Raw genomic sequence first — 23,644 nt, forward strand, 5'->3', positions numbered from 1 at the left:
TCGCCCTGCCGGTGCGACCGGCGTCACCAAGAAGGGATCTCCCATGGTTTGCGGTCCCGGCTCCGACGGCCACAACCGCTGGCGCAGTCCCTGACCCGTCGTAGGAGAGCCCATGCCGTACTCCGAAGCAGACGACACCCGTAAGGTGCAGACCGCGGTCACCTACGGGGCCGAGTCGGATCAGCCAGTGTTCCTGCCCTACGCACATGACAACTTCGACCGGTTCATGCGCGGCCGGACACGTGATGACTTCTACTGCGGCGTTCTGCTCGGCGGCTGTGGCGCCAAGTTGTCCCCGAAGCGGTACATGGACAAGAAGTGTCACTTCGCTCACCGACCCCCTGTGCACTGCCACCGTACGGAGGTCGGTGAGAGCAGTGCCGATCACCTCTACATCGGGCAGGCCATCGCGGACTGGCTGAAGCAACAGGGCCGAAAGGCCTCCCGTCCCGCCTACAAGCCCCATGGACACCAAGTCCGTGATGTCGTCGATGTGTCGCACGATGGCGGACGCCGGCTCGTACGCGTTCAACTCGCCAGGCGGTCAAAGCATGAATGGGAGGATGAGGACGCAAAGCTGCGGCTCAGGCACGTCAACCTCGACTGGTTTTTCGGACCGGACAGTCTCGTCGCCAACTGGCAGATGGAACGACAGGGATACGCCCTTCGCGTGCAGTGCCGGTCAGCCGGGGCGTCCCGAGTGGTGGAGGTCGGGGCACAGTTCCCCGAGATGCCGGTGGAGTGGACGTCGCTCTCAGAGTGCACGCTCACTCCTGACGGAATTCTCACTCCGGGTCTTATCCGCATGCCGGACGGCATAGTGCCCCGACATGCCGTTAACTCAGAGCCCCGCCTCGGAATTTCCTCCACTTCTTTCCTCATCACCGAAGCCACCCCGACACACACCACCGCCACCCATCGCTGGTTCGACACCACCCTGCGCGTCACAGCCCGTCTGTCACTCCCCGCACGTGCCGCTTCACCCGAAGGACAGCACACCTATCAGCCGACGAACGTGTCGCTCTCCATCGACGGAGACGGCACGTGGGTGGTCCAAGCCCAGTCCTTGGAGCAGGCGCAAGCACCTGTTCACGCCCGTCCGAGAGCCAGCACATCCTCCCCCGCCGCACCGCCCAGCCCGTCGGCCGAGCGACAAGCGCTGCCTCCAGAAGCCAATCTCGTCGCATCCTTCCGAGCCACGATGGAGAATGCGGCAAGCAACGGCAAGGTCGTGACAACGACAACTCTGTGCAGGGAAGCGGCACTCCAAGACCGTGTCCTCTCAGCGGAGCAATGGGTCAGGTTGCTCCTGGCAGTGGAGCAGCCCCGGACACCGGGCAAGCCCGTTCTGTGCGCCTTGATCAAGGGACGCGACGGAGGCCCTGCACCATTCTTCCGAGAGGTGCTGCACGGTATCGGCTGGACGAGAGACTTCTCCAGCAGCGATCTGCTCGACATTTGGCTCCGTGAGCGCCGCCGCGTACTCGCGGCCTACGGATCGGAACGTCGGGCGATGCTGGCCTCCTTGCCTGCCCCTTCGCCCGTCCTCGCGCGGGAGCACCGACCCCCCGCGCATACCAAGACCACCCCGATCAAGGGTGACCCCGCCTTCGACGCACTGCTTGACATTGCCCATGAGGCAAAGCGGAGCACGGACCTCGATACCCTCGAGCGCAGCTTGTGGCTTGCGGAGCAAAAAGCGCCATCGACTGATACGCACGAAGTCCTGAACGCGCTCACCGACTGGCTGGTAGATCAACGTGCTGACGCGTTGTACGACACCTGGGAGAGGCTGTCTGCCCTAGTCGACGCTCTCAACCGGGACGGCGACGACCTCCATGCCGATGAATTGCGTCGGATTCTCCGGGACGCTAAGAGCTCGTAACACGATCTTGCTGAAGTGTGCTGGTGGGGCGTAACCGGTGTGACGATTCCGCCGTTCGTGACGGTGTGGGTACTCGACCGTGGATCGTGGACGATGAGTTGTGGGCATTGATCGAGCCGTTGCTGCCGCCGTGGCCGGATCGGTCTCCGGGGCCGAGGCCGGTGCCGGATCGGCTCTGCCTGCAGGGCATCCTGTTCGTGCTCTACAACGACATAGCCTGGCAACTCCTACCGCTGGAGCTGGGGTTCGGTTCGGGGCAGACGTGCTGGCGGCGACTGGACCGGTGGCAGAAGGCAGGGGTTTTCGACCGGCTGCACCGGGTCCTGCTGGCCGAGCTGAACGCGGCCGGCGAGCTCGACTGGTCGCGGGCGTGCGTGGATGGTTCCCACATTCGCGCGAAAAAGGGGGCGCCGACACCGGTCCGTCGCCGGTCGACCGGCGGAAGACAGGCAGCAAGCACCACCTGATCTGCGACGGACGCGGCACCCCGCTCAAGGTCATCACGACCGCGGCCAACGTCAACGACGTCACCCAGACCCTCGCCCTGGTCGACGGCATCCCACCCGTCGCAGGCCGCCCCGGCCGGCCCCGCAGACGGCCCGACGCCCTGCTCGGCGACAAGGGATACGACTCCAACCCCAACCGCGACGAGCTCCGTCACCGAAGGATCCTGCCCGTCATCTCCCGCAAGGGCTCACCCAACATCAAGGGCCTGGGCAAACTCCGCTACGTCGTCGAGCAGACCTTCGCCCTGCTCCACCACTTCAAACGCCTCGCCATCCGCTGGGAACGCCGCACCGAACTCCACGACGCCTTCGTCTCCCTCGCCTGCAGCCTCATCTGCTGGAGACGTCTCAAGAAGGCCCGATCATGATCGTGTTACGAGCTCTAAGGAGCTCGCCGAAGAGGTTGGCGCGGATCTTGCATCTGCCGAGTACGGCGACATCACGCGGTGGCAGCAGCACCTGACTGAGCTCAGCGATCGCCTTACCCTGAAGCAGATACGCGGCCACGCCGTCGCCGTCCGCGTAGCGCTCCGGCAGAACGCCCGCGCGGGGCGCACGACAACATGGGGCGGACTGTCTCGGAAGATAGGGGCTCCCCTCGCTGCTCTCCACCCCGACGACAAGGTTGCCGTACTCGTCGAGGCCGACCGCGAGACGAGAGACGACAAGCCGCTCCTGTCCACGCTGATAGCCGCACACGGAGGCGTCCGGCCTCATTCGCTCTACCCGCAGGTCCTCTTCATCCTGGATCGTCCAGTTCCCCGGCCCTCAGCGCTCTTCATGCACTGGCGAATGGCACTGCACCAGCACTCAGAACTGCGGTGACGTTCGCATGAACCGATCCTGATGGCCGTGCAGAGGCTGCCCGAGCGGATCGACCTGGTGCGCTACCGGATCTTCGACGGTGGCCTTCTGGGGCTGTTGCTCGTGGATTCCGTGACCGGCTTCCCAAGTGCTGCCTCGTCTCGCCGAGGCCGGAGCGGGTTACGGCGGTCGACCGCGTTCTGACGGTTCCGGCGGATTCTTCGCTGCGGATGGCGGGGCGGTGCCGAAGTTTCTGCGTGGCTTGTACGCGGATCTGGACGAGGCGCTCACGGCGTGGGGCGAGGTGGAGGTGGCGCCGCTACGGCACTACATCGCCTACCGGCGGTTGGTGAACGAGGCATCGGTGATCTTCCGTCCGAAGCACGAGGCGATCCTGGTGTACCTCAGACTCGACCCGGACTCGGTCGAGCTGGAGGAGGACTTCACCCGGAACATGCGCGGCATCGGGCACCTCGGGACCGGCGACCTGGAGGTTCGCGTCGTCTCGGCAGCCGACTTGGAGAAGGCGGCGCCGCTGATCCGGCGGGCATTCGAGGCGGCCTGACGTAACAGGAGGGGCGGCTGGAGCATCGGTTAGTCGATGCTCCAGCCGCCCCTTTGGCGTCTGTGGGCCGCCGGCCCCGGCCTCTCCGCTCTCACGCTCATGCCTCCGGTCCGGCCAGCTCGAAGTCGTCCTTCGTCAGTTCGGCCCGCAGCCGCTCCTCGGCAACGTCGGCGTAGTGCGCGGACAGCTCGACGCCCACGAAGCGGCGTCCCTCGCGCAGGGCCGCGACCCCGGTGGAGCCGCTGCCGGTGAACGGGTCAAGGACGGTGTCACCCTCGGGGCAGACCTGGACGAGCTGCTGCATGACCTCGACCGGCTTCTGGGTGATGTGAACCCGGCCCTTGCGGGGCTGGGAGGCGATGTAGTGCCCCGGCAGGTAGAGGTCGCGGGTGTTGTCGAGGGAGCCCTTGACGCCCCAGATGATGAACTCCGAGTCCTGCTTCGGCCCGCCCTTGCGGGGCCGGCTGGACGGCTTGATCCACGGAATCGTGCCGCTCCAGGTCCATCCCGCCATCTGCAGGGCGTCGGAGGTGGTCGGCTCCTGTCGCCAGTCGGTGAAGACCATGGCGACCGCGTGCTCGGTCGAGGCCCGGTACGCCTCGGTGAGAAGTTCGGTGAGCCAGGAGCGATAGGAGCGCTGGTCGCGGTTCTCACCCGGGAAGTTGGCGAGGTCGTGCGCCGAGTTGCTCGTGACGTACTTGGCGCGGGCGGTACGGCCGGTTCGATCGGAGCTGGTGCGGCCTCCGGAGTTGTACGGCGGATCGGTGATCACCGCCTGGACGCTCTCGTCCGGGAGGGACTTCAGGACAGTCAGGGCGTCGCCTCGGTGCAGCGTGTAGCTCATGGGGCCTCTTTTCGGGCGCGGCGGAGTCTGGACCCGCTCCGGGCAGCGCTCAACGGCGTGCATCCGGTGCGAGGTTGCAGCGGAGATTAACGGCGAATTCCGGCCGCGCCTAACGAGGTGGCTCCCTGCTTCAGGCCCCTGGATGGCAGTCGTTTGGTGCGGCCGGAATCCCGGTCTACTGTCTCGCCGTGCCACCGGGAAGGAGCACTGCTCCACCCCCGTTGAGCTGTGCTTATCCGTGCCGTCTCGTCCAATCGAGCAGCGTCGGAGGCATGTTGCCCATCTGCCCGCGAGCGCCGTGAGGAGGCTCCTGTGCACTGCCTGAGATTACGAGCGCGGCTGGATGCTGCGCGTGACCTGAAACCGGCGTCCCGGAGCTACCAACTCCTCTGACCCGGGCCCGCCGAGAGGCGGATGCACATCGGCGCGGTGCCGACGGCTTTGCACGAGAAGTCGGCACCACGCCTCCAACGAACACCGAGGAGCCGCTGCGATGCAGCATGCCCTGACACACCCGCGCCCCGACCCACCTCCGTCGCCTGGTCCGCACCGCCGTCGTGATGAACGGCGGCGGCCGTGAAGAAGACGACGGGAGCCCTCGTCGGTCTGTGCGCCACCGGACCACTCCTGCTGGCACTGCCGATCCTTGGCATCGGTGCCGGGACCGCCTCGGCTTCGTGCTCGACCGACGGTGCACAGGGTGTGGACGCCTCCGCCGTCGCCAAGCAGGTGAAGGTCATCCTGGACGGCGGCGACAAGGGCTCGGTCTCCGTGCCGGGCCTGGACGCGCCTGCCGATCAGGTGCCCAACGCCAAGACGATCCAGGCCACGGGCGTCGCGATGAGCATCCCCGCCCGAGGGCAGGTCGTCGCCCTGGCGACCGCGCTGCAGGAGAGCGGCCTGCGGAACCTGACGTACGGCGACCGCGATTCGCTGGGTCTCTTCCAGCAGCGGCCGTCGATGGGCTGGGGCACGGCCAGCCAGATCCTCGACTCGGTGCACGCCTCGACAAAGTTCTACGAGGGGCTCAAGAAGGTCTCCGGCTGGCAGTCCCTCTCTGTCACCCAGGCCGCCCAGGCGGTGCAGAAGTCGGGCTTCCCGGAGGCGTACGCCAAATGGGAGCCGCTGGCCACCGCCCTGCAGAAGGCCATCGAGCCCCTGCTGCAGAAGGCCGGCGGTGCATCGCCGAGCCCGTCGCCGTCCGGCTCCGCCGACACCGGCAGCCTCTCTCCCGATTCTGCGGGGGGTTGTTCGGCGGACGGCGACGGGACGGACTTCGGCACCATCCCGGCGGGCACGCTGCCGGACGAGTACAAGATTCCCGCCTCCGCGCCGCCGAAGGTGCAGACGGCGATCCGGTGGGCGCTCGGCCAGCTCGGCACCCCGTATCAGTGGGGCGGCACGTGCACCGACTCCCACGGCAAGAACCCGATGGGCCGCTGCGACTGCTCCTCCCTGATGCAGGGCGCGTACAAGGCCGCCGGGGTCACCCTGACGCGGACCACGTACACGCAGGTCAAGGACGGCAAGGCCGTCTCGGTCGATGCCGTCAAGCCGGGCGACCTCCTCTTCACCGAGGGGACGGCCGCCGTACCGGAACACGTCGGGATGGCGATCGGGCAGGGTCTGATCGTCCACGCCCCGCACACCGGTGACGTTGTACGGATCACCACCGTCGCGTCCTGGAAATCGCGGATTCTCGCGGCCCGCCGAGTCGTCTGACCGGCGCTCCTCTCCCTCCTCACCTCCCCCTCGCACCGCTGGTTCGCCCCGCCGGGCTTCGTCGTGCGTTCATTCCGAACTGGAGTTCCCATGTATCTCGCTGACCAGGTCATACAGCTCGCCTACGACCCCGGAATCAAGCCGAACGAGGGAGGGCTCCCGGGCCTCAACGTCCTCAAGCAGGTAATGGGCTCGATCAACCTCTTCGGGCTCATCGCCGTGGTCGGCGCCCTCGCCGTCAGTGCGGGCGTGTGGGCCTGGGGTCACCACTCGGGTGGTCACCAGGCCGAGGCGAACGGGAAGAAGGGCGTGCTGGTCAGCGCCGGCGCGGCCCTTCTGCTCGGTGCGGCCAACGGCGTGGTGGCGTTCTTCTCGACGCTCGGGACGCAGGTCCACTGATGGCTCAGCACTCCACCCACCCCGGCGGCGCAGCTCGCGTGCGCCGCCGGGCGCTGCTCGGCACTGCCGTCCTGGCGGTGCTCGTCGCCCTCGCCGGCCTGGCTGCTTACCTCACCCGCGAGGGCCGAAGCCCCTCCGATACTGCGGCGCCACCGCCGAGTTCGCCCACGGCGTCCTCGTCGCCCGCGGCACCGTCCGGGCCGCACACCCGGCCCCGCGCTCTGCCCGTTCCGCCGAAAACCCACGACCCGATCACGTACGGGAAGGCCGCCGCAGCAGCGCTGTGGTCGTACGACACCCGCGCGTACTCGCAGCCCGAGCTGCGCAAGGCGCTGCGCGGCTGGCTGACCACGGAGTCGAAGTACGCCGATCCGGCCTCCGTCGACCAGGCGGTCCCCTCGGCCGTGCTGTGGAGGGAGATGGCCGCCAACAAGCAGGTCGCCACCGCCAAGATCAACGAGGGGCACTTCCCGCATGCCTTTACCCAGGCCCTCCAGGACGACCCCGGGGCGATCACCCAGGCGTACGTCTACGCCGTCACGGTCTCCGGCAAGCAATCGATTCGCTGGAAGGGCTCACCCGCCGGCGGCGCGGAGAGCCGTTCCACCACCCTCGCGGTCCAGTGCCGGCCCGACCACCCCTGCGCCCTGGTCGGCGTCATGCCGTCCGTCGCGCCCTGACCCTCGCCCCAGAACGGAGTTACGACCCATGGGAGTCTGCGACTTCCCGCTGATGGAAAAGGTGTGCGGCGCCGTCGACTTCGCCACCAACCCCGCCGGCACCGTCACCGACGGTCTCGGCGCGTGGATCGCGAAGTCGGCGGGCGAGCTGGCGTCCAGCGCGGCCGACCTGGCCGCCAAGGCCGTCAACAAGACGACGGCCATCGACCTCAACGCCGGGTGGTTCCGGGACAACTACGAGTTGCTGCTGCCCATCGGCCTCGCTCTGACCGTCGGCATCTTCTGCATCCAGCTCATGACCGCGGCCTGGCGCCGCGACGAACGTGCCCTGGCCAAGGCGGCGTTCGGCACCATGACCGGAGTCCTGTTCAGCTTCTCCGCCATCGCCTTCACCACCGTCGCCATCACCGTGGTTGACGCGCTGTCCGACGGCCTCTTCAAAGCCGCCAACACCTCGATCGACGACGCGATCCGCCGTGTGATCAAGGTCGATCAGATGGGGGCCATGTACGGCCTCGGCTGGGGTGTGCCCGCGCTGGTCGCCTTCGGGTGCGCGATCGGTGCCTTCCTCTACTGGGGCGTGATGGTGGCCCGCAAGGTCGGTGTCCTGATCATGGTCGCGCTCGCGGTGTTCGCCGGGGCGGGCGGCGGCTGGGAAGTCGCCAAGCGGTGGCGGCGCGGCTGGATCGAGGCCACCGGCACCCTGATCGTCTCCAAGCTGTTGATGACCGTCGTCTTCCTCATCGGCGTCTCCGCCATGGGCAAGACCGACGCCAGCGACGGAATGGCGGCCCTGTCCGATGCGATGGCCGGCATCGTCGTGATGGTCCTGGTCCTGCTCTGCCCCTACGCGACGTACAAGTTCGTCCACTGGGCCAGCGACGGCGGCGGCCATGACGACATGCACCGCACCGGCGTCGCCGGCATGGCGGTCGCCGCAGGAGCCGCGAAGACCGCAGGCAGCCTCGCACTGCGGGCCAGCACCGGCGCCCCCGCTCCGCAGGGTCCGAACCAGGTCCCGGGCGCGGGCACCGATGGCGTCGCCTCCGGCATCAACCCCTCCGGCGGCAACCTCAGCAAGGAGGGCATCGATGCCGGCCCGCCCAAGCAGCAAACCCGCTTCCGGTACGGCGAAGACCCGAACGCGAGCGGCGACAAGGGCCGGGCTCTGATCCGGCGCCCCGGGATCCCGCCGCTGATCACACGTCCTGGCGAGGACGAACCGGAAGGGTCCGAATCAACTGCCCAAGGCGTTGCGGGCGGCTCCGGTCACCTCGCAGCCGCATCGGCTCCGGGCGGCGACATGACCTCCATGCCGCCAATCGGTCCCGCCCCTTCGCCATCGGGTACTCCGGCGTCCGCGTCCGGACCGTCGGCCACCGGCTCTCCGACACCGACGAACTGGGTGTATCCCACCCAGCCGCCGTCGGGCCCCTGACCCACCACATCCCCGGGGGCGGGCCGCGCTCCGCGGCCCGCCCCCGCCTCCCCACCAGCAGGAAGGTTTCGCCATGACGTCCAGAAGAGCGCCGCGCATCCCGTCCTCCGCCCGCTCTCACCGTCTGGAACCACCATGTCCGGCAAGCACCAGTCCTCCACGCCCACCGTGAAGTTCCCGCACCGCAGCAGGCGCGGCGTCCTGCTCGGCCTGACCGTCCCGCAGTTGACCGTCGCCGGACTCACCGGCCTCCTCCTGCTCGCCGTGATCCTCGCCCGCGGTGTGGTCGGCGCCCTCCAGCTCATCCCGCTGTGGGCCGTGATCGCCCTGCTCGTCTTCGTCCGCCACCGAGGCCGTGCTCTGGCGGACTGGGCCCCGATAGTCGTCCGATACGCGCTGCGCCGAATGCGAGGCCAGCTCGTCTGGCTCACCCGGCCCTCCCGCCGGCCGACTCGCGAGGGACTGCTCCACCTCCCCGGCACCGCTGCCAGCCTGCGCGTGACCACTGCTCCCGATGGCAAGTACGGCGCGGTCCACAACCCGCACACCGGGACGCTGACCGCGGCGGTCAAGGTCTCCTCCCGCGCCTACGCCCTGCTGGACCCGGGCACCCAGCAGGCCAACGTCGGCGGCTGGGGACGCGCTCTGGCAGCCCTCGCCCGTACCGGGCAGATCGCCCGCATCCAGGTGATCGAGCGCACCATCCCCGACTCCGGCGACGCGCTGCGCCGCTACTGGGAAGAGCACGGCCGACCCGACACCTCGATGGCCGGCGCGATCTACAACGAGCTGATCCAGAGCGCCGGCCCCGCAGCCGCCCCGCACGAGGCGTACGTCGCGGTGTCCCTGGACCCCAAGGCGGCCCGCCGGCTGATCAACCAGGCTGGCGGCGGTCTCACCGGTGCCTTCAGCGTCCTCGCCCAGCTCACCTCCACGTTCGACCAGGCGGCGCGGACCGCCGGTCTCACCCCGACGGGCTGGCTCACCGCCCGCGAGATCGCCGCCGTGGTGCGCACCTCCTACGACCCAAAGACGCTGGCGACACTCGACCGCTGGTCCACGGCCGGTCGCCCCGAGGCCGAGCCCGCCGCCGCCGGCCCCGTCGTGGTCGTCGAGAAAGCGGACCACATCGCCACCGACTCCGCCGTGCACGCCACCTACTGGGTGGAGAACTGGCCGCGCACCGAGACCAGCGCCGGCTTCCTGCACCAGCTCCTCTTCACCGGCGGCGTCCGGCGCACGCTGTCGCTCTCCTACGAGCCGAAGAACCTCGACGCCGCCCTGCGCGACGTGCAGCGCAAGAAGTCCAGCGTGATCGCCGACGCCGCCGAACGGGCCCGGCGCGGCCAGGTCGACTCCGAGGCGGACTCGATCGAGTACCAGGACATCAAGTCCCGCGAACGCCAGCTCATCGCCGGGCACGCCGACGTCGCCCTGACCGGTCTGCTGACCGTCTCGGCCAACACCGAGGACGAGCTGCGCACCGCCTGCGCCGTCGTGGAGACCGCCGCTGTCGGCGCCCAGCTCGATCTCCGGCCGCTGACCTGGCAGCAGGCCGAGGCGTTCACCGCCGCCGCCCTGCCGCTCGCGCTTGCTGCCTGACCCTTCCCTTCGAAAGACCACCCTCATGTCCCGCACCGCCAGCCCCACCGCGCAGGACTTCGTGCCCTTCGCCACCGCCGCGCTCGACTTCCACCGGGCACTCAACATCCCGGGCGGCCCGCTGGTCACCACCCGGGCCGAGCTGGACGCCCTGCACGCCCACCTCGTCTCGCTGTACGGGCTGCTCGACGCCCACGCCGGTCGCACCGGGCAGCTCGTTGCGGTCGAGGGCGACCAGCTCCGTACCGCCCGCACCCGCATCTGGCAGGCCGCCGAGCACCTCCACGCCGCCTACCACGCGGCGCCCCGGCCGGAGTCCGGCGAGCTCCCCGCACCGGAGGCGTGCCAGGCCGGCCTTCCCGAGGGAGCACCGGAACTGACCATCTGCCAGCGCCACCAGCGCACCGCTCATCTCGTGCGGCGGCGCACCACCCCGGCCGACCTGCACGCTCCGTTCACCGGCCTCGTCCGCCGCTGACCCACCCCTCACCTGGAGAAACGCTCATGCCTCGTATTCGCGCCAGCGCCTGCCCTCTGTTCGTGCCCCGTAAGACGACACGCGCCGAGCAGCGGGCCGCCCGAGCCGGTTTCACCGAAGCCAGCCGCCAGGCACGCCTCGCCGGAAACCCGCCCAAGCACCGCGCCGAGCAGACCCTCGACCCGGATCTGCGGCCCACCTACCCGCTCGCCGGTCGCCCCGGTCCGGCCTCCGCCCGCGGCGGCAAGCTCGCCCTGCCCGCCCACCGGATGACCACCGCCACAGCCAGCGGCGCATACCCGTTCGTGGCCGAGGGCGGCCTGGGCGCCGAGGGAGTGTTCATCGGCCGCGATGTGCACGCGGAAGCAGCTTTCTGCTTCGACCCCTTCTCGCTCTACAACAGCGGCAGGGTGGAGGGCTTCACCAACCCCAACGCGGTCCTGGCCGGGATCATCGGCATGGGCAAGTCGGCGCTGGCGAAGTCCATCGCCACCCGGTCGATCGCCCACGGCTACCGCATCTACATCCCCTGCGATCCCAAGGGCGAGTGGACCGCTGTCTCGCAAGCCCTCGGCGGATACAGCATCGCCCTGGGCCCGGGGCTCCCCGGCCGATTGAACCCGCTGGACGCCCCGGCCCGCCCCGCCTCCGTGCGCGAGGAGGACTGGTTCACGGAGGTTCGCAAGCGCCGTCTGCTGCTGCTGGCCAGCCTCGCCCGCACCGTGCTGAAGCGCGACCTGCTGCCGATGGAGCACACCGCCCTCGACCTGGCCCTGGATCTGGTCGTCGCTGACGCCGCCGCCCGGGGCACGGTGCCGCTGCTCGGCGAGATCGCCCACGTACTCGGCTCCCCCGAGCGCCTCGACCAGGCCCTCGGCCACCAGGCGGGGCACCTCGGTTCAGCCGCCCAGGACCTCGCCCATGCCTTGCGACGTCTCGTGCACGGCGACTTGAGCGGCATGTTCGACGCGCCGAGCACCGTGTCGTTCGACCCGACCACACCGATGCTGTCCATCGATCTCTCCCGTCTCGGCGGCTCCGGTGACGACACGGCATTGGTGCTCGCGATGACGTGCGCGAGCGCGTGGATGGAGTCAGCCCTCAGTGATCCCGATGGTGGTCGGCGCTGGGTGATCTACGACGAGGCGTGGCGGCTGATGCGGCACGTCGGGCTGCTGGAGCGGATGCAGAGCCAGTGGAAGCTCTCCCGAGGGCTGGGCATCGCGAACCTGATGGTGATCCACCGCCTCAGAGATTTGCTCTCGGCGGGCGACGCCGGCTCGCGCGGCCGAGTCCTGGCCGAGGGCCTGCTGGCCGACTGCTCCACCCGCATCATCTACCGCCAGGAGCCCGACCAGCTCGCCGCCGCTGCATCTCTGCTCGGCCTGACCGGCGTCGAGACCCAGGCGGTCTCCGCCCTGACCAAGGGCCGAGGTCTGTGGAAGGTCGCCGGCCGCTCCTTCATCACCCAGCACATCCTCCACCCGGCCGAGCGGGAGCTGTTCGACACCGATGCCCGCATGGCGGCCTAACTCAGCGACCAGCTCAGCAAAAGGGATCGATCATGTCTGCTTCTTCTACTTCTCCTTACTCCGGTGATAACCCGCCCGCGCAGGCCACCGACCCCTTGGCGTGGCGACGTCACCTCCCGGCACTGGCCTCGGCCGCCGCCGGCATCAACGAGGCGTCCGCCGCCTGGGACGCGGGCTCGGACTCCCTCTGCGACGCAGACGGCTGGCCCCTGGACGACAAGGTCTACGGGGACGGGAAGGTCAAGCGAGACGCCGAAGCGTGGAAGCACGCCGAGGTGTTCCTCGACCACGGACCCGAGGTGCTGGCCGGGGTCCGCGCCGCCGCCAACGGCGCCGACTACGTCGAGGGACCGATCAGTGACGACCTCCGTCGGCTGCGCGGGATCGACACCACCCTGCTCCGGGCGGAGGAGCTGCGGCACGAGTGGGACGGCGTCATGGCGCTCATGGACGGTTCGCAGCCGAGCGTGCTCCACCTCTACCAGGAGCGCGCCGAGGAGCACCGCAACACCGAAGGCTGGCACTACGCACACGAACTGGGTTCCAAGGGACCGGCGTTGGTGCGCGTCGGCGAATACCTAGTTCACCGGGCGGACACCGAACGGCCGGCGCAGACCGAACGGGCGCGCGTCGCCCTGACCCGGTCCACTCACAACACCCCTGCCGTGTCACCCGCTTCACCCCAGCTCCCCCAGGCATCGCATCCTCCGACTCCCCATCGCTCGCGGTGATCCCTAGCACGCAGTCACGGCAGCACCAAACCACCCGATCACCGGATCCTCATGGACCACCGCACTCCTTCAAGCTCCACACTCCCGGCGGCTCCCGCCGTCCGACGGGGCGTTCGCAACGGAGAACTCCATGCACCACGAAACCCCGCCCCCGACCGCCGAGTCCGATCCGCGCCGCCTTCAGGCCGACCTCTGTTCCGCGCTCGGGCAGCGCGGCCTGGAGTGCACCGTCGAGTACGGCCTCAGCGACTACATCATCCACGCCGAGCTTCCTGACGGCAGTTCGCTGATCATCTCGCCCCCGCAGGAGCCACCCTCCGCGCACCCCGAGTCCCCGGAAGACTGGATGGTCACCCGCCACCGGTCCGCCGAGCCTGCCGTCTACGAGGTGATCTACGACTCCGAGCCAGACGGTCCGCATGCGCGCCACGGCGGCAGCGTGCCGGATCTCCTCTCCGCTGTCGACGCCCGCCTGGACCAGCTTGGCGTACCGCCACGCCAGGAACAGGAACGATCCGGCAAGGAGCGCGCCGCCAACGTGCTCCCGTCCGACTCCGCTCCATCCCGGGCGAGTGTCGCTCTCGCCTCTTCGCCGTCGATCGGCCGGCACGTACTCCCGACCGGTCCGCCGACGGAGTCTTCCGCGCGGGCCGCGCTGCCGCCGGCTCGTCCCTCATCCGCCCCCAGGCTCTGACCGACCGCGATCCAGGAGTCCTCCGTGCACCGCGCCCCCAGACCTGATCCGCCCGTCGCCCGCACCTGTAACCGCACCCGCCTCGGATGGATCTGCCATGCCCAGCCACTACGACGTGCTGCCCGACCTGGCCTTCGGCCACCACCCCGTCCACGGCATCGTCGCCGCGAACCCGAAAAACCTCGCGGCCAGCACCTGGATGCTCAAGGGATTCGACTTCCATCCCGTCCCCGACCAGCCGACGTTGTACGCGCTGGCCGACCAAAACCGTGACGGACACGGCCGTACGAGCCGGGCCATCGAGCTGTTGCGCGAGGCCGGCTACCAGGTCGATGTGGACGCCGCACTTGACCCTGCACTGGCGCCCGACACGGCACAGGTACGCGACCGCGGTCCGATTGGCGAACCAGACGTCGCCTTCGCCGCTCACCCGCAGCTCGGCATCGTCGCAGCCCTCGACGACCGTGTCTCCGGCCTCAGCAGGCTCGCGCTGGTGGAGGACGGCTGGCGGCACAACTCGAGCCTGGACATCTACACGCTCCCCGCGACCACCGATCGCGTCGAAGCGCTGGGGAAAGTCGCCGACGCCACGGTGGCCCTGCACCGTTCGGGGCTCCAGGTCGCAGTACAGCCCCGCCTCGCTCAAGAAGTGACGGCCCGGCCCCGCCCTGCTGCCACGCCGGCCGCCGGCCGTGAGCGCGGCCATGGTCCCGCTCGCGCGTCTCCGTTGAGCGCCGCCGCGCTCGCCGCCAGCCCGGCCCGTGCCGGTATCCCGGGCAGTGCGCCGGTCCCCGCCTCCGCCGTCACCACAGCGGCGGTCCGGCCGGTTGACCCCCGCATCGCCTTCTCCCGTAACCGCTGACTCAACTCCCCTACCCTCGATAGGGTCAGACTCGGAGTCGAGCCGGTCACCGCAGTTCTGCCGGACCTGGAGCGTGGTGAATCCAGCCCGCTGACCTGACGTACCTATGGGTACGGCTACGGCATGCTGCCGTGGTCCGACCTGCCGTGGCTACTCGGCATCGAGTGGGAGCCGACGACCGAGGTCGTGGTGCTGACGGGTTGGTTGCGCTCGGCAACCAACCCGCAGTGTGCCCATGGGAGATAATGGTGCGCGCGAGATCGTCTGCAACGTAGGAGGCATCGGTGAAGTGGCCTGAGATCGATTTTTCTCAGATCCGGCCGCTGGGGGCTGAGGGTCAACGCTCCGGATTCGAGCAATTCGTCTGCGAGCTCGCGGCAGAGGACTGCCCAGCCGAAGGAGCCCGCTTCGTCAGCCTGCACGGCGCCGGCGGAGATGGCGGCGTCGAATGCTTCTGGACCCTTCCAGACGGCGCGGAGCATGGCTGGCAGGCAAAGTACTGGGTGACCGGAGACGCCGTCGCCAAGCAGCAGCTCGACAAGTCGGTGTCGGCCGCGCTCGATGTCCACCCGCAGCTCACAAAGTACGTAATCGCTATCCCAGTCGATCCCACAGGGCCCACGGTCAAACGGGGGACCCAGCCGCTCCGCAGCAGCACCAAGCCTCGCGGACGTGAAAGGAAGTCGCTACACGAGAAGGTGTACGACACCGGCGGCTGGCTCGACAGCTGGAAACAGATGGCCATCGACCGGGACTTGACGGTCACCTTCGAGGTCGAGTGGGCTACGAATCTGATCGCCCGCTTCAAGAAAATCGACACCACCGGTGTGCGGACCCGCTTCTGGTTTGACGCCGAAATCCTCGCTGCCCAATGGTGGCAGGACCGTCTAGATGAAGCCGTCCAAGCGGCGCGTCCCCGGTACGTGCCGGAGCTTAGCGTGCGCATCCCGGCAACCCAGCATGCCCTGGAAGCCCTGTGCAGCGACGGGGCATGGGCTCACCGGGTGAGCGTCGACATCACTCGCTTGCAGAAGCTTAACGACAGGCTTCGAGGCAATGCTTTCGACGGGCGGAAGGAAGTCACGGAGCCCGAACTCCCAGCCGTACGGGCGCTTGGAGCAAAGCTGGTTGACGCGCTGATTCAGTGGCGAGAACACCCATCTGAGGCGACTACTACCGTGCTGCAAGCAGCGCTCACTGCAGTCCAGGCGGCGAGTTCAAGGGCGGAGACAGCCGAGGGGGCAAGGCTGGATGCTGCGCATCAATCTGGTTGGGACACTCCTTCCTGGCGACAATGGAATGCCGAGTACATGGGGACGTTTCCCGCCGCTGCCATGGATGCGCTGCGCGAACTGAACAGATTCCTGGCTGAACTGTCCGATCGAGTGATGGGTCCCACAGGACACCTTCGGACGGAGCGCACCGCCGTAGTGACAAGTCCAGCTGGTATGGGCAAGACGTTCGTCACTCTGGACTACGTCGTTCAACGCCTGCACTCTGGGCGTCCGAGCGTGTTTGTGCATGGCCGCCACTTCCGAGACGGACCCGTCCTTGAGCAGTTGCGGGTACTCCTCGGCCTGCCAGCCGACCTCAACGGCAACGACGTACTGGCCCTCCTAGACCAAGCCGGCCACAGCGCCGGGTGCCCAGTGCTCTTGGTGATCGACGCGCTCAACGAGTCTCGACCACGGACAGTCTGGCGTGACGAGCTCGACACACTGATCACCAAGATCAATCGCTTCGAGCACCTGCGCGTCGTACTCACCTTCCGCTCTCATTACCGGGCCCAGGTACTGCCCCAGGAGCTCGTCCTCCCGGAGATCGTGCACCGCGGCTTCGACGGCGTGGAGTACGAAGCGCTCCGGGAGTACGCCGACTTCTATCGCCTGGAACCGCCAGCCGCGCCGCCCATTCAGGCAGAGTTCAGCAGCCCTCTCTTCTTGCGCCTCCTGTGCGAAGCCTTCAAAGAGCAAGGGCGCCTCTCACTGGAAGAAGCCGCCATTGGTCTGGACGAACTCGTTGACCTGCTGCTGGACCAGATCAATCGCCGCATCAGTAATCAGTTGAACGCCCCCGTCGCGGACCAAATCGTCCACCAAGCGATGCACGCCATCGCCGAACGACTTGGCAGCGGAACGCAGCCATGGATTGACCGCACGGGTGCGCACACCCTGCTGCAGGACATCTGGCCCGGGCGCACCGCCGACAGATCCCTCCTCGAATGCCTCGTTGGCGAAGGACTACTGGCCGAGGACATTGACTCGAGTGCCACCAGACCGCGACGCAATGTCGTCGCTATGGCCTTCGAACGGCTCGGACATCACCTCGTCGTCGTTGCCGCGATGTCCGAGCTCAGCAACCAGAAGCAGGTGCGCCAAGCGCTCTCCGGAGGCTCGCTACGCCAGCTTCTAGGAATAGATACAGAGCCCGATCCGGGGCTGCTGGAGGCTCTCTCCGTGGTCCTGGGGCAGCTAGGGATGGAACTGACAGAATTCCGTGACCAAGTCGGCGAGGAGCAAGCCATCGCGGCGGTCGTCGCGGGCCTTCCCTGGCGCTCGGGGTCGAGCATCACCGAGGCCACGATCGACTGTGTTGACGCTGCCCTCCGCCGATCCGAAACCTTCGGCGAAGCCATGGACATGCTGTTCCGCCTCGCGCCCCGCTCTGGTCATCTTCTCAACGCCGATTATCTTGACGCGCTGTTTTCCGCCCGCTCGATGGCAGCACTCGACGCCTTCCTTGTTCCTTGGCTGCACGGAACGAAGGAGAGGGGCGGAGCCGCGCATCGTTTGATCGCATGGGCCCGGGACCGTGACATCAGCCGTACCAGCTCCGAAACATGCCGGCTTTGGACGACGGCCATACTGTGGTGCACCAGCTGCCCAGACCGACGCGTTCGTGACGACGCTACCCTCGGGGCAGCACGACTGCTAATCGCTCACCCGGAACTGGTGCCTGAGTTGCTCAGGCAATTCCTGGACGTCGTCGATGACTGGGTCAGTGAGCGGGCCTGCTATGCCGCCTACACCGCCTTGCTGCGCTCCGGCACGGCTACACACTGGCAGGAAGCCGCACGGGCCGTGTGGAACGTGGTATTCGCCGACGAAACACCCCTGAACGCGGCTCTGCGCGATGAAGCCCGGCACATTGTCGAAGCAGCAGCCGAACGAGGTGCTCTCCCCGCCGATGTAGACCTCGCCCGAGTGGAACCGCCCTATCCAAGCGCATGGCCCATCACCTGGCCGTCGCCCGTTGATGTGGAAAGGTATCAGGAAGACCGGGGCGACTACCCCAAGCTCCACTTCAGCTGTACCGCTGATGACTTCTCGACCTACGTCATCGAGTCGGCGCTGAGAGACCGGCTTGGCATCGACCCCGACGATGCGGCGCGCCGCATCCTGTTGGACGCCATTGAACTCGGCTACGATCCCAACCACCACGCGCCCTTTGACCGCCACGTCCTAAACACCTACGGCAGCGGCCGCAGCAAGCCGAGCTGGATTGAGCGCATCGGCAAGAAGTACCAGTGGATCGCTTTCGCCCGACTGCTCGGCCAGATCAACGACCATGTTTCCCCGGCCCGAGATCGCTGGTCCCCACCGAAGCCCGCCACGCCCGGCCCGCAATCGACCCGCCTACGCCAGATGGACCCCACCGTCTGTGACGCTGAGCCTGACGCCGTTGTCCCACCCCGGCCCTACGTACCGGCATACGCCTGGGATGCCTACGACCAGGCGCCCTCCCCCGAAGCCTGGATTGCCGACGACACAGGGCTGCCAGACCTGCCGGTTGAGTTCACCGGTGGCACCGGCCCACGGGTAATCCTGGCGGGCAACTACGACTGGCGGCAAGAGGGCGAGCGGGACGAGAGCACCCCAACCCTCTGGGCCCATTTGGTGTCCCTCTTCGTCAAGAAGTACGACCTGGACGCCCTTGTGTCGGAATTGACGGCCAAGGACCTGGGCCATGACGTCAGCCGAGTGGGCGGAGCAAGGTACGGGGATGGGTTCGTCGGCGAGTTTCCCTTTGGACAGCACTACGGAGCCGAAACACACCTTTACAAGCATGAGCACGATGAACCTTTCGGCGTCCCCACGATCGCAACCACGGTCGACATCCTGGGCGAGTATGAGTACTCAACCGTCAACCGCATCTCATTGATCGCTCCCGCACCGATCCTGTTCGGCCCGGCGCCCGGCGACCTGAGCTGGGACGGCAAATCCGCCTGGCACGACGCGGAAGGCCGCCCAATCGCTGCCGTACGGAATGTCTTCGGCGAAGGGCAGAACGAACTCACCATTGACCGGGTCTGGCTGGAGAAGTGGCTGGAAGATCACGAGATGACCATCGTTTGGCTCGAGCTCCTCGGCAAAGACCTCCTGCGCAGCAGCTTCCACAACGGCCACCCCGGCCGGCTTCTACGCTCCCGAGCACGCCACCTCACCGCAGACGGACGAATCGCCACCCTAGAGCCTTACTACGAGCGCATCCCCTCTTGGCACGAAGACAAGTCGAAGGACGGCTTCACCTTGGGTTAGTAATCGACCTTCGGGGAGGCTGGCTCCCATCCAGGGAGCGGCAGCGCTTACGGAAGCGAGCGTCCGCCCTCCACATCGCCACGACCAACGGCGGGACCGCAGAATACTCCCCGGCGGTAGCCGACTGATCTTGACTGCCTGGGGCGAACGTCCTATCCACCCAGTCGGCCACTCCCATGGCTGGCTCTGTTCCAGCGATGCGAACAGCCCACCGAACAAATCGCCGCCAACTTCGCCGTCCAGCCGATCACGCTGTCGAAGTGTCTGCACCGCGCGGACACCGACGAGGGCGCCAGACCATTCCCTTACACGAGTCTGCTTGCCTGAGCAGCCCTGCCCTCAGACTAGGAGTGCACTAAGTGACCACGACTGTCCCCACCGCTGCGGACGCCAGAGAGCTGTACGACTTCCTCAGCCGACGCGTCGACGAGGAGCACACGGCCGCCCTCGCCGACGAGACCCTGGAGGGAGAGGCGCAGGCCCGGTACTTCCGCCTCTCCAACGCCAGCAAGTACGGCCTCCCGGGCACCGTCGAGTCCGTCTCGTACCTCCTCGCCCAGGGCGACACCGAGGGCGTAACGCGGGTATGGCACCTGCTGACAGGTGCCGGCGAGCAGTGGCGGGACCACGCCGACTACCTCCCCGCCTGGCAGAACCCCCAGCTGGCGAGCATCCGCCAGGCCCTCGAAGGCTGACGCCCGATGACGCATCCGCCTATACAGGCCGACGACTCGGACGACAGCGAGCGGTCGGCCGACGACATGCCGCGGGTGGTGCGGCGGTCGTTCATCCGCCGGGTCCGCGAGGTCGAGTTCGCCGGCGACGCGCACTTCCCGCCCGTCGCCAACGGTCTCGACTACCTTGTCAGCGTCGTCGAGCTTCTGCAGCGCGAGGAAGGGGCGGCCAGCGCCCGGGATCTGAAGTACGCGGTGCTGCACTTGGCCGCCGGGGCCGAGGTCCTCCTCAAGTCCCGGCTGCACATGGAGCACTGGAGCCTGGTCTTCACCGACCCCGGAGCGGCCACCTGTACGGCCTTGGAGGACGGCTCGCTGTCCAGCTGCACCCCGGAACAGACGCGGAAGCGGCTGAAGAACATCGTCGGGATCACCTTCGCCAGCCATGAAGAGCAGGCGCTGAAGGACCTCGCCAGCAGCCGCAACGCTCTGCAACACTGGGGGCTGATCGGCGACCAGGCACGCGCGGCCGTGGTTGCCTCGACCACCGCCACTGTGCTGAACTTCCTCGTGTCGTTCGTGGACAACCACCTGCTCCCCGAGCTGAAAGAGCCCGAGCGCAGCGCGGCCGAGCTGGAGATGGAACACGTCCGCGACGGGCTCCACTACATCGAGGAGTACGTACGCGAGCGCATGAAGGATCTGGCGCCCCGGCTCGGACCGGTCCGGCCTATGACCGTCCAGTGCCCGCTGTGCGGTCAGTGGGCCCTGGTCGTGCCGGGATTCAAGGACGGCCCGGACACCGACCGCATTGACGACACTTACAACGTCGAGTGCTTGTTCTGCAGCGCGTCATTTAACGCGGTCGAGGCGGCTCACGAGTACAACGCAGCCATCCTGGGATGCTACTCGGAGGCCGAGGAGTACGACGGTCCAGAGGGCATCTACACCTGCCCGCTGTGCCCACACGGCCTGCTCATCCGCGGAGTCTCCACGGCGGCTGACCGGGAGCGCCCGGTGGACTTCTGCTTCGCCTGCGCAACCAGCTTTGACAACCTGCAGAAGTGCCAACGCTGCGGAGCCGTGCAGCCAGCGGAGGAAGAGCACCGGTGCCCCTTCGCACGGAGCCTGCTGTGAGCCGCCCGGCCCTGGCCGAGCCGCATGAGAAGCTAACTAAGGGCGTGCAGATCATTTACTTGCCTTCTTGATCTTTCACTAGAGCAGGTCAGAAGCGAGGAACGTCGTGATGTCGGCTGGTGTGCGGAAGCGGGCGGTGGAGGCATCGACTCGAGGGCCGTGTGCTTCGAGGAGTGGGCGAATTTCCTGGTTCGCTCGGCAGATGGTCACGGCGGAGACGCCGAACAGTTGGCCCAAGAGGTCCATGGTGGCGAGTTTGCGCAGGTGGAGCACGGTGGCCAGGACCCGGTCGGCTGGGGTGAGCTTGGCTTTGGCACCTGTGCCCGGTGCGACCAGACGCTCGTGACCACGACGTGCGCGGAGCACGTCCTCGCGTTGAGCCTCCAGCGCTGGAGTCAGCTCGTCGATGAGCTCGCTGAGCCGCTGGCGGGTCATCCCGGTCAGTTCCGGGTCCTGCAGCGAACGCCGCGTGAGGTGATCCAGCCTGTTCGCCTGGGCCTGGTCGGGGGTGTTGTTGATCGCCGTCGCCTCCCGCGAGGGCTGCGGGTGGAGGGTGTAGTTCCAGTCGCCGTGGAAGCGGTGTCGGGTGATCGGCAGGGCGGCAAGTTCGTCATCACTGACCTGGACGCCGGTGGGATAGAGGTTGGTGTCGAGTTCGGCGTGAACGGTCAGGCCGGTCTTCGTGGTGGTCGCGGCGATGCTCTGGACGATGACTTCGTGGCTGGTCAGAGGCCTTCCACGCCAGTTCATGGTGATGTGGGAGAACAGCCGGTGCTCGATCCGGTTCCACTTCGAAGTTCCGGGAGGCAGGTGGCAGACGGTAACCGTCAGGCCGGCCTCGGTGGCGAACCGGGCGAGTTCGGTCTTCCAGGTGCGGGTGCGATAGCCGTTGGAGCCGCCCGCATCGGCGGTGATCAGGAGCCGGTCGGCCGTCGGGTAGGCGGCCCGGCCGGCTCCGTTCCACCAGCGGCGGATCGATTCGACGGCGAACGCGGCGGTGTCGTGGTCGGTGCCCACGTTGACCCAGCCGGTGTTCGCGGCGACGTCGAAGATGCCGTAGGGCACCGCTCTGCCCAGCTCGCGGTCGGGGAAGTCGTGGGTGTCGACCCGCACCGGTTCGCCTCTCGGCTCCCATTCACGGCCGTTGTTTTTGAACGGGCCGACCAGTTCCTTCTTCTTCGTGTCCACGCTGATCACCGGAGCTCCGCAGTCCTGGTGATCACGGGCCTGCTCGTTGAGGTAGTGGAACTGTGCGTCACGGTCGGGATGCTGCTTGCCTTCCAGCGTCTTGGCGTTGCTCTGCAGGCTGAAGCCCTCCTCGCGCAGCAGGTCGCCCACCGTGTCCGCACAGATCTTGTGGCCCTGCCGGGTCAGCTGCTCGGCGAGCTTGCGGGTGGATTTGGTGGTCCAGCGCAACGGCGACATGGGATCTCCGCGGACGTCCGGCTCGACCAGCGTGAGGAGTGCTTCCCGAACGGCCGGGTTCCGGTCGACGACGCGTTTGCGGCCGGCGCCGGACCGGCGAATGCGTCCCAATGGCACTTCTCCGGAGTCGAGTTCCCGCACTCCGACAGACACAGTGGCCTCACGGACACCGGCGGCACGGGCGACTGCTCTGATCCCGCCGTGGCCGAGGGACTGGGCCTCCGCCCCTATCAACAAGCGACGCTGCCGCTCGTCGAGGTGCGGCAGAATCGCCTCGAACTTGGCTGCCAGTACAGTCGGTTGTCTCTCTAACCCGCTCATGTCACACCAACGACACACCGAGCGGAAAGCTACGAGTTAATGATCTGCACGCCCTAACTGATCATTGCAGAATGAGGTTCGGAGGCGCCGCAAGCAGATGATGCTGCAGGCGAGTTCGAGGAGACCCAAGCGTAGGTCAGCGCGTATCTCGTAGCGCATGCGGAATCGCTTGAACTGCTGGAGCCCGGTGAAGGTTTGCTCGACACCTCAGCGGGCCCTGCCCAAGCCGGACCCGTGAGAGGCCCCGCGGGGGGCGGGGCGATCTTCGCTGTGATCCCCGTGCCCAAACCAGGCAGCGGCCAGTCGGGCCGGCCGGTGGCGCGGCCGGCCGCCACAAACCACGGATGCGAGGTATGGCGTCCAGCAGGGGCATCAGCTGCGTGACGTCGTGCCCGTTGCCGCCGGTCAGCGAGACAGCCAAGGGTGTGCCGTGCCGATCGGTGATCAGGTGGTGCTAGCTGCCCGGACGTGCTCGGTCGACCGGCGAAGGCCCGGTGTGAGCCCTCCTTGGAGGGCTCCGACATGCGAGCCGTCGACCGCTGCGTCGTCCATGTCCAACAGGCCCGCCGCTCTCAGTTCCGTCGGCACCCATCCCCGCTCCATGCGTGTGAAGTGCAGAGAAGCACCGACTGCTGGCGTGCCTCCAACGAGGGCGACGAGCGGGACGTGGCCGCCTGCCTCAAGGCCAAGCGCGCCGAGGAGCAGGCGGAGACCGACGCCTAGCCCGAGGCAGTACCGGATGCCTCCCCTGGAGGGGACCGAACGGGCCGTTCCCTGGGGCGTGCGGTGTCGCCGCTAGACCTTGAC

Annotated in this window: 19 protein-coding genes and 1 pseudogene; 16 read left to right on the forward strand and 4 right to left on the reverse strand. The window is 67.8% G+C overall.

From position 1 onward, the window contains the following. Positions 1–112 precede the first annotated feature (112 nt). Together P8A20_RS06990 and P8A20_RS06995 are read left to right on the forward strand one after the other, a co-directional pair. Positions 113–1,885, forward strand: a complete 1,773-nt coding sequence (locus tag P8A20_RS06990) for a competence protein CoiA family protein (RefSeq protein WP_306103083.1) — start codon at positions 113–115, stop codon at positions 1,883–1,885. A gap of 83 nt (positions 1,886–1,968) precedes the next feature. After that, positions 1,969–2,759 (forward strand): IS5 family transposase gene (locus tag P8A20_RS06995; RefSeq protein WP_371613338.1). Its coding sequence is split into 2 segments (ribosomal slippage): positions 1,969–2,268 and positions 2,271–2,759, totalling 789 coding nucleotides; the frame shifts between segments, so codons are not numbered across the junction. Here P8A20_RS06995 and P8A20_RS07000 read toward each other — a convergent pair. Continuing rightward, positions 2,740–3,108 (reverse strand): hypothetical protein, encoded by a 369-nt coding sequence (locus P8A20_RS07000; RefSeq protein ID WP_306103085.1) that lies wholly within the window; start codon positions 3,106–3,108, stop codon positions 2,740–2,742. The genes P8A20_RS06995 and P8A20_RS07000 overlap by 20 nt on opposite strands. Before the next feature lie 328 nt (positions 3,109–3,436). Here P8A20_RS07000 and P8A20_RS07005 point away from each other — a divergent pair, with 328 nt between their 5' ends. Then, complete coding sequence (locus P8A20_RS07005; RefSeq protein ID WP_306103086.1) at positions 3,437–3,760, forward strand: DUF5655 domain-containing protein; 324 nt, start codon at positions 3,437–3,439, stop codon at positions 3,758–3,760. 97 nt (positions 3,761–3,857) lie between these two features. Here P8A20_RS07005 and P8A20_RS07010 read toward each other — a convergent pair whose 3' ends face one another. Beyond that, positions 3,858–4,604 (reverse strand): DNA-methyltransferase, encoded by a 747-nt coding sequence (locus P8A20_RS07010; protein WP_306103087.1) that lies wholly within the window; start codon positions 4,602–4,604, stop codon positions 3,858–3,860. A 576-nt stretch (positions 4,605–5,180) separates the two neighbouring features. Between P8A20_RS07010 and P8A20_RS07015 the strand changes: the two genes are divergently transcribed. The 13 genes from P8A20_RS07015 (at position 5,181) to P8A20_RS07075 (ending at position 21,091) form a co-directional block, all read left to right on the forward strand. After that, positions 5,181–6,326 carry a C40 family peptidase gene (locus tag P8A20_RS07015; protein ID WP_306103088.1) on the forward strand — a complete coding sequence of 382 codons (1,146 nt, stop codon included), beginning with the start codon at positions 5,181–5,183 and terminating at the stop codon, positions 6,324–6,326. A 90-nt stretch (positions 6,327–6,416) separates the two neighbouring features. Then, positions 6,417–6,725: a DUF6112 family protein gene (locus P8A20_RS07020; protein WP_023421641.1), complete on the forward strand. Its 309-nt coding sequence runs from the start codon at positions 6,417–6,419 to the stop codon at positions 6,723–6,725. After that, positions 6,725–7,405, forward strand: coding sequence for a hypothetical protein (locus P8A20_RS07025; RefSeq protein WP_306103089.1), 681 nt, complete (start codon positions 6,725–6,727; stop codon positions 7,403–7,405). The genes P8A20_RS07020 and P8A20_RS07025 overlap by 1 nt, the downstream gene beginning before the upstream one ends. A gap of 28 nt (positions 7,406–7,433) precedes the next feature. Continuing rightward, entirely contained in the window at positions 7,434–8,843 is a 1,410-nt protein-coding gene (locus P8A20_RS07030; protein ID WP_306103090.1) for an SCO6881 family protein, read from the forward strand. Positions 8,844–8,978: 135 nt separating this feature from the next. Continuing rightward, positions 8,979–10,445, forward strand: coding sequence for an SCO6880 family protein (locus P8A20_RS07035; RefSeq protein WP_306103091.1), 1,467 nt, complete (start codon positions 8,979–8,981; stop codon positions 10,443–10,445). A 25-nt stretch (positions 10,446–10,470) separates the two neighbouring features. Continuing rightward, positions 10,471–10,923: a DUF6238 family protein gene (locus tag P8A20_RS07040; protein ID WP_306103092.1), complete on the forward strand. Its 453-nt coding sequence runs from the start codon at positions 10,471–10,473 to the stop codon at positions 10,921–10,923. 26 nt (positions 10,924–10,949) lie between these two features. Continuing rightward, a complete protein-coding gene (locus tag P8A20_RS07045) occupies positions 10,950–12,455 on the forward strand; it encodes a putative type IV secretion/conjugal transfer ATPase (RefSeq protein ID WP_306103093.1) in 1,506 nt (501 codons plus the stop codon). Positions 12,456–12,550: 95 nt separating this feature from the next. Then, on the forward strand, positions 12,551–13,186 hold the full coding sequence (locus tag P8A20_RS07050) for a hypothetical protein (protein WP_306103094.1): 636 nt from the start codon (positions 12,551–12,553) through the stop codon (positions 13,184–13,186). A 130-nt stretch (positions 13,187–13,316) separates the two neighbouring features. Further along, positions 13,317–13,880 carry a hypothetical protein gene (locus tag P8A20_RS07055; RefSeq protein WP_306103095.1) on the forward strand — a complete coding sequence of 188 codons (564 nt, stop codon included), beginning with the start codon at positions 13,317–13,319 and terminating at the stop codon, positions 13,878–13,880. A gap of 97 nt (positions 13,881–13,977) precedes the next feature. After that, entirely contained in the window at positions 13,978–14,742 is a 765-nt protein-coding gene (locus tag P8A20_RS07060) for a hypothetical protein (protein ID WP_306103096.1), read from the forward strand. A gap of 284 nt (positions 14,743–15,026) precedes the next feature. Next, complete coding sequence (locus tag P8A20_RS07065) at positions 15,027–19,280, forward strand: NACHT domain-containing protein (protein WP_306103097.1); 4,254 nt, start codon at positions 15,027–15,029, stop codon at positions 19,278–19,280. Between the two features lie 359 nt (positions 19,281–19,639). After that, positions 19,640–19,975 (forward strand): hypothetical protein, encoded by a 336-nt coding sequence (locus P8A20_RS07070; protein WP_306103098.1) that lies wholly within the window; start codon positions 19,640–19,642, stop codon positions 19,973–19,975. 6 nt (positions 19,976–19,981) lie between these two features. Continuing rightward, the gene (locus P8A20_RS07075; RefSeq protein WP_306103099.1) at positions 19,982–21,091 is read left to right on the forward strand and encodes a hypothetical protein; all 1,110 of its coding nucleotides are present in this window, start codon (positions 19,982–19,984) and stop codon (positions 21,089–21,091) included. 78 nt (positions 21,092–21,169) lie between these two features. On the opposite strand, the gene P8A20_RS07080 is transcribed toward P8A20_RS07075, so the two are convergent. Both P8A20_RS07080 and P8A20_RS38650 read right to left on the reverse strand, forming a co-directional pair. Next, the gene (locus P8A20_RS07080) at positions 21,170–22,837 is read right to left on the reverse strand and encodes an ISAzo13 family transposase (RefSeq protein WP_306102630.1); all 1,668 of its coding nucleotides are present in this window, start codon (positions 22,835–22,837) and stop codon (positions 21,170–21,172) included. A 300-nt stretch (positions 22,838–23,137) separates the two neighbouring features. Further along, positions 23,138–23,416: pseudogene (locus tag P8A20_RS38650) on the reverse strand (transposase); the annotation flags it as partial. Positions 23,417–23,644 lie beyond the last annotated feature (228 nt).

The organism is Streptomyces sp. Alt3 (assembly GCF_030719215.1).
GTDB classification, from domain to species: domain Bacteria; phylum Actinomycetota; class Actinomycetes; order Streptomycetales; family Streptomycetaceae; genus Streptomyces; species Streptomyces glycanivorans.

What these genes read in the sequence shown, in the direction of transcription:
- P8A20_RS07055 (WP_306103095.1), top strand. Translation starts at nt 13,317, where the DNA reads ATGCACCACGAAACCCCGCCCCCGACCGCCGAGTCCGATCCGCGCCGC.
- P8A20_RS07030 (WP_306103090.1), top strand. Translation starts at nt 7,434, where the DNA reads ATGGGAGTCTGCGACTTCCCGCTGATGGAAAAGGTGTGCGGCGCCGTC.
- P8A20_RS07025 (WP_306103089.1), top strand. Translation starts at nt 6,725, where the DNA reads ATGGCTCAGCACTCCACCCACCCCGGCGGCGCAGCTCGCGTGCGCCGC.
- P8A20_RS07045 (WP_306103093.1), top strand. Translation starts at nt 10,950, where the DNA reads ATGCCTCGTATTCGCGCCAGCGCCTGCCCTCTGTTCGTGCCCCGTAAG.
- P8A20_RS07060 (WP_306103096.1), top strand. Translation starts at nt 13,978, where the DNA reads ATGCCCAGCCACTACGACGTGCTGCCCGACCTGGCCTTCGGCCACCAC.
- P8A20_RS07000 (WP_306103085.1), bottom strand. Translation starts at nt 3,108, where the DNA reads ATGAGGCCGGACGCCTCCGTGTGCGGCTATCAGCGTGGACAGGAGCGG.
- P8A20_RS07040 (WP_306103092.1), top strand. Translation starts at nt 10,471, where the DNA reads ATGTCCCGCACCGCCAGCCCCACCGCGCAGGACTTCGTGCCCTTCGCC.
- P8A20_RS06990 (WP_306103083.1), top strand. Translation starts at nt 113, where the DNA reads ATGCCGTACTCCGAAGCAGACGACACCCGTAAGGTGCAGACCGCGGTC.
- P8A20_RS07010 (WP_306103087.1), bottom strand. Translation starts at nt 4,604, where the DNA reads ATGAGCTACACGCTGCACCGAGGCGACGCCCTGACTGTCCTGAAGTCC.
- P8A20_RS07035 (WP_306103091.1), top strand. Translation starts at nt 8,979, where the DNA reads ATGTCCGGCAAGCACCAGTCCTCCACGCCCACCGTGAAGTTCCCGCAC.
- P8A20_RS07020 (WP_023421641.1), top strand. Translation starts at nt 6,417, where the DNA reads ATGTATCTCGCTGACCAGGTCATACAGCTCGCCTACGACCCCGGAATC.
- P8A20_RS07080 (WP_306102630.1), bottom strand. Translation starts at nt 22,837, where the DNA reads ATGAGCGGGTTAGAGAGACAACCGACTGTACTGGCAGCCAAGTTCGAG.
- P8A20_RS07075 (WP_306103099.1), top strand. Translation starts at nt 19,982, where the DNA reads ATGACGCATCCGCCTATACAGGCCGACGACTCGGACGACAGCGAGCGG.